The sequence below is a fragment of the Neobacillus sp. NRS-1170 genome, from assembly GCF_050468025.1.
Map to the genome: position 1 here is coordinate 49,868 of NZ_JBITPF010000102.1, position 6,000 is coordinate 55,867.

At 36.2% G+C, this 6,000-nt stretch carries 7 protein-coding genes; 4 read left to right on the plus strand and 3 right to left on the minus strand.

What is annotated here, in order from left to right:
• Window positions 1-2: 2 nt before the first annotated feature.
• The gene (locus ACIFOT_RS31510) at window positions 3-356 is read right to left on the minus strand and encodes a DUF1980 domain-containing protein (RefSeq protein ID WP_430072741.1); all 354 of its coding nucleotides are present in this window, start codon (window positions 354-356) and stop codon (window positions 3-5) included.
• A gap of 3 nt (window positions 357-359) precedes the next feature.
• A complete protein-coding gene (locus ACIFOT_RS31515; protein WP_430072744.1) occupies window positions 360-1,376 on the minus strand; it encodes a permease in 1,017 nt (338 codons plus the stop codon).
• A gap of 297 nt (window positions 1,377-1,673) precedes the next feature.
• On the opposite strand from ACIFOT_RS31515, the gene ACIFOT_RS31520 reads away from it, so the two are divergent.
• The 4 genes from ACIFOT_RS31520 to ACIFOT_RS31535 are packed head-to-tail and all read left to right on the plus strand — an operon-like array spanning window position 1,674 to window position 4,684.
• The gene (locus ACIFOT_RS31520; RefSeq protein ID WP_430072747.1) at window positions 1,674-2,417 is read left to right on the plus strand and encodes a metal ABC transporter ATP-binding protein; all 744 of its coding nucleotides are present in this window, start codon (window positions 1,674-1,676) and stop codon (window positions 2,415-2,417) included.
• A gap of 7 nt (window positions 2,418-2,424) precedes the next feature.
• On the plus strand, window positions 2,425-3,273 hold the full coding sequence (locus ACIFOT_RS31525) for a metal ABC transporter permease (RefSeq protein WP_430072750.1): 849 nt from the start codon (window positions 2,425-2,427) through the stop codon (window positions 3,271-3,273).
• 49 nt (window positions 3,274-3,322) lie between these two features.
• Complete coding sequence (locus ACIFOT_RS31530; protein WP_430072753.1) at window positions 3,323-4,255, plus strand: metal ABC transporter solute-binding protein, Zn/Mn family; 933 nt, start codon at window positions 3,323-3,325, stop codon at window positions 4,253-4,255.
• Window positions 4,256-4,273: 18 nt separating this feature from the next.
• Window positions 4,274-4,684: a Fur family transcriptional regulator gene (locus ACIFOT_RS31535; protein WP_310169612.1), complete on the plus strand. Its 411-nt coding sequence runs from the start codon at window positions 4,274-4,276 to the stop codon at window positions 4,682-4,684.
• 533 nt (window positions 4,685-5,217) lie between these two features.
• Here ACIFOT_RS31535 and ACIFOT_RS31540 read toward each other — a convergent pair.
• Window positions 5,218-6,000, minus strand: a 783-nt coding sequence (locus ACIFOT_RS31540; RefSeq protein ID WP_430072756.1) for an FGGY-family carbohydrate kinase, incomplete at its 5' end; no start/stop codon positions are given.

Sequence of the window (6,000 nt, forward strand, 5' to 3'; positions counted from 1 at the left end):
CATTACTCTTTGAAAGGGACTTGAACGGTATTAATAAAATCATTTAAAACCAGAGACAATATAATCACAAAGATGAATAAAGAAGATTTCATGAAGATACTGAACAGTGAAGAAGATGGATCACAAACTTCACAATCGCAATCTGCCCCATTTAAATCGCTGTTCAAAAGACGGCAAAAACCGATGATAAAAAGGCTTATCATTGCAAACAACAAAAAAGGAATCATCTTGGGTTCCAGTATAATCAAGATTTTGTTTGATACATAAAGCTTAAAAATTACTAAACTAAAACCAATTAAAAGGATTCCTTGTAATTCATTGTTAAATTGCCAAATAGGAACTTGCTTTTCTTTCATTCTTTAAAAACCTCCATTTATTAGGTGGGCTGCCAGCAAGGATAGAATAAGTACTGTTATCGTAACAACAAGAAAATAAAATATGACAAATTTAATTTTGAATGAAGATAACATCACAAATACATTCTTTAAATCCAAAATGGGACCATAAACTAAAAAAGCTAATATCGCACCTGGATGAAATACATGTCCTAGAGAAGCCGCAACAAATGCATCTGCTTCTGAACAAAGTGAAAGAATAAAGGCAAACGCCATCATCATGATTGTTGAGTTTACAGGGTCTTTTGCCGGTACAATTAGCGTAGATTGATGAACATAAACTTGAGCAATACTTGCAAGAAATGCTCCAATCATAAACACCTTTCCTACAGCAAAAAATTCCTGGCAAGTATGATGCAATACCCCCTTCAGCTTTGAAGATCCTCGGTTTTGATTTAATGACCTGTAAAGAGTCAAATCCTCCATATTATTCTTCAGAATGTTCACTTTGTTAAAACTAATATATATTACTGTTCCCGCAATAACTGCTGTAAATATACACAAAATAAATCGTCCGTATAAAATTTCAGGCTGATGTTCAAAGGCATAATAGGTAGAACCAAATACAACAAAATTCAATATTGGTGCTCCAATCAAAAGTATGGTCCCGGCATGCACTGGCATCCCCTTTTGAATCAATCTTCTGACTACCGGGATAATTGCACATTCACACACAGGAATGATGACAGATGCAAGTAATGCTGTAATCATTGCAGGGATTGGCCTTTTGGGGATCAATCTCTGTATGATATCTTCGGATACAAATATTTGAATCACCGATGCCATAAATGCACCAATGACGATAAAAGGAAGTGCTTCGAGTAAAATCCCAAGAAAAACAACAAATACAGTCTTCCATTCATCTTGAAAAACAACTCCTATGATTTGAGGGATTTCATCATTTCCAAAGAAAAAAAGATACACAATAATCAAAAATAAACCAAATAGGAATATGTCCTTTAAAGAAGATGAAATTGTCATAATATAGCCCCTTTTAAAACGAAATAATTACGATTTATTATTACGCTTGTCTCCTTTAAGACATTCCTGTTTTTTGTGAACCAAAAAAAGGATATCATCTGAGTTGAATTTTTTCAGAAAATGTTGACAATGTAATTCGTAATCATTACTATTATTAAAGTATAAATCGTAATCGTTACGAATAACTTTTATTGTAATCTTTGAATCTAGTGTTTGAAAGGAATGGATTAAGTGAAAAATGCAATTACACTTAATAACGTGAATGTCCACCTTGGAGGAGAATGGATTCTTCGAAATTTGTCATTCAATGTAGCCTTTGGAGAATTTATGGGAATTATCGGACCAAATGGAGTAGGTAAGACAACCTTACTGCGGGTGTTATTAGGAATGATTCAACCACAGGATGGAACGGTGAAAGTAGGTGGGAAAAATATTAAATCTGCGGGATCTTCTTTGATTGGGTACGTTCCTCAATCGCGTCAGATTGATCCGGAAACTCCTATTCAGGGGAGAGATTTTGTAAGCTTTGGATTGCCGCATAAATATAGGCCTTGGTTAACAAAGCAAGACCGTATACTGGTAGAAGAAGTTTTACGTTTGACAGATTCAGAAAAATATGCAGATAAACCACTAGGTAAACTTTCAGGTGGGGAAAGACAACGACTGTTTTTAGCACAAGCACTACTTCGAGACCCCAGGGTGTTATTACTCGATGAACCGACCTCTAACCTTGATCCTGGTGCTCAAGAAAACCTTGCAGCTGTAGTTCAACGAGTCAACCAGGAACGTGGAATCAGTGTAGTATTTGTAAGTCATGATGTGAATTTAATCTCTAAATATGCGCATCAGATCTTGTACTTAACACGTGAAAAATATGTAAAAGGAACAGTTGAAGATGTGATGCAACCTGAAGTATTAACAAAGTTATATGGTGTACCGGTTGAAGTGATGAGGTCGGGTGCAAAGTTTCTGATGTCCTCTCCAAATTTAATGGAACCTGTAACACCTATCTGCGTTCATCCACATCCTGAAGTTTCATAGGAGGTAAATGATGTTTCAATATGATTTTATGCAACATGCTTTTGTAGCGGGAACGTTAGTTGCAATTATGTGTGGTGTAATTGGGGTCTATGTCATTGCAAGAGGTGTATCTTTCATTGCCCACATGTTCTCAGAAATCGGATTTGCTGGAGCTTCGTTCGCTATGTATATGGGTTGGAACCCAATAAACGGATTACTGCTTTTTACCACCACTAGTGCATTGGCGATTGGTCAATTGGGTACTAAAGTGTTTCGAAGGGATCTGTCCATCAATGTGATCATAAGTATTTTTCTTGGATTTGGACTGCTTTTCTTATCCTTATCGACTAAGAATGCGTCAAATGCATTTTCTATCCTCTTTGGCAGTGTGTTAAGTATCAGTACACAGCAAGTATGGGAGGTTTTAGGTTTATCTATTGGGGTTTTGATTTTGCTTTTAATAGGGTTTAAGATGTTAACCTTTGATTCCTTTGATCCTGTAGGTGCTGAGGCTGCAGGTTTGCCCGTTCGTGTTATCTCAATTTCCTTTTTACTTATTCTCTCGATTGCAGTGGTTGGCGCTATACAAATTGTAGGTGCCCTTCTTGTATTCACCCTGATGACCACACCTGCTGCAGCAGCTCATCACTTAAGTCAAAAAGTGTCACGAATGATTCTATTTTCTGTTCTTCTTGCTGTTATCGGGTTATGGTTGGGACTAGTGATTGGATATTATACGAATCTACCAGTTAGTTTCTTTATTACCGCTATACAGGGAATCTTTTATTTCGCTGCACTAGGTTGGAGGAACTATCATGAACGGATACGGATAAAAGAGTCTTTAGATGAAACCAGTACAAAGACAGCAGCATCTTAATCAAGCTATTTAAAGGAATAAATATTTAAAATAAAGGAGAAATATTAAAATGGAAAACAAAATCATGCGAAAAAAATGGTATTTACTTTTAGCTGTAGGATGTTCTGCTTCCCTTCTACTTCTGTCAGGTTGTGCTGATTCATCAAAAACAACAACTTCAGCACCAGATGGTTCTGATTCTAAAATTAAAATCGTTGCTGCTGAGAATTTTTACGGTGAAGTAGCAAAAGCTGTAGGAGGAAATCGTGTAGAAGTTACGTCGATTTTAGATAATCCTAACGTTGATCCACATGATTATGAACCTACTGCTGAAACCTCGAAATTAGTCAATGATGCGCAAATTATCGTGTATAATGGCGCTGGATACGATGCGTGGATGGATAAGGTAATCAAATCTTCATCTTCTGCCAGTTCAAAATCTGCAATTCAAGTAGCTGAGGACATCATAGGCGTAAAGGAAGGAGAGAATGAACATGTTTGGTATGACCCAACAACCATGCCTAAATTAGCTATCAAATTGGCGGATGATTTATCCAAACTAGATCCGACCCAGAAGGAAGCTTTTGATAAAAGAGCCCAAACTTATATAAAATCGCTTGATCCATTGAAAGAGAAAGTTCAAAAACTAAAGCAAGAATCTGCAACTAATATAAGTGTTTCTGAACCAATCTTTGACTACATGGCTCAAGCTTTAAATTTAAAGATTAATGATTCTCAGTTTGCTAGAGCAATAGACGAGGGTACTGATCCTGCACCAGCAGATATCGCAGCTTTGCAAAATGATTTAAATGGAAAGAAAGTTAAATTACTTGTCCATAATACTCAAAATTCAACTCCAGTGGTAGATAATATCGTTAAACTTGCAAATTCCAACAGTATACCAATTGTAAAGGTAACCGAGACTGAGCCAAAAGGGAAAAATTATCTCCAATGGATGGTAGATCAACTGGACGATGTTGCAAAGGCAATAGATAGTAAGTAACTTGGAGATGTTAATTAGATGAATGCGAATAGCGCTTTACAGTTGTTAAAGGTAAAGGGTTATAAATACACTGGTAAAAGAGAATTAATAATGCATCGTATTTATAATGAAAATCGATATTTGTCTGCAAAAGAAGTGTTTGGATTTATGCAAAAAGATTATCCAAACCTAAGCATTGACACCATTTACCGAAATCTATCCTTGTTTGAGGAGCTTAGTATATTAGAATCGACAGAATTTGAAGGAGAAAGGCTTTTTCGTTTTGCTGGTTCAAATGATCACCATCAGCATCATATAATTTGCATCAAATGCCGGAAAACGATACCTTTTGAGGGATGTCCTATGAATAACATATCTAATGTACCAGATGGGTTTGAGATTACTGGACATAAATTTGAAATTTATGGTTATTGTAAGGATTGTGATTAGTAGATAAAACCTTTTGGGTAAAATAGGCGTGGATGCCCCCCCTCGACGTCACACACGTTCTTAATCGGCAGTGCCATTAAATTAAGTTAGAATTTCATAACATAAAGACTTTCAGCCTGGCACGCAGGTCACAAGCAGTTTTGAAGTTTGCTTGCACCTGTTTTTCTAGTATCTTGATGTACCCTTAAGTCTTGATAAATCAAGCTTTCTTGCTTCCTAGGGTTTTCTTGTAATTTGTAATTTGAAAAATTTGGGCACCAAGCATGGCACCAAAGCACCTAAACATATTTTTCTAAAACGTAAGCATAGTGTATTTGGCAACATATCAAATATAGTTGCAGGAACTTCTTTATTATACAAAATCTCTATTTTTTAAAAAAACACGACAGGAGAACTCCATCTCCTGTCTATATTTATGGCACTTTTCATAAATTTTGTTGGATTTGGAACGTAATAAGGTTCATTTACTAATTTCTAGGTATACGGGTGATAAACTTATTCGAAAACAACAATCTATGCGAAAATAGCTATATTTATTTAAGATTGTCTACAGCTGCCCTTTCAATCATAAGGCCTTTCCTATAACGGTCCATAAATTGCTCAAACCCTTTTACATCTTTAGCATCTGGATCCACAGTCTTTATCGCTTGGTCAACGAATACCTTCTCATTTAAATATTCTTCCAATGTTTCATTTTTCTTTTTATTTAACATATATCCTCCAAGCAAGGCGATTCCCCATGCGCCACCTTCTCCTGCAGTATCCATAACAGAAACAGGAACATTAAGGGGTGCAGCCAAAATAGCTTGTGCTACACCTTCTGTATTAAACATTCCACCATGAGCTAAAATTTCATCAAGCTTGACTTTTTCTTCATTTAGTAGAATGTCCATACCTATCTTCATTGCGCTAAATGCTGAAAACAAATGAACTCGCATGAAATTAGCTAGATTGAAATTACTACCCAAAGAACGAACAAACAACGGGCGACCTTCTTCAAAATGAGTCATGTGCTCACCGGAAAGATAGCCATAGGATAGTAGGCCACCGCCATCCAATTCTCCTTGTAGGGCCAACTTAAATAAAGTCTCATATAACTTATTTTTATCCACATTAAGACCCATCACTTTGGAAAATTCTTCGAATAATCCAACCCATGCATTTATATCTGTAGAACAATTATTAGAGTGAGCCATTGCTACTAAATTTCCTGCAGGTGTAGTTACAAGATCAACTTCAGGATGTACTTTGGACAAATCTTTTTCCAGTACAACCATAGCAAATGCAGAAGTTCCAGCAGAAACATTACCAGTACG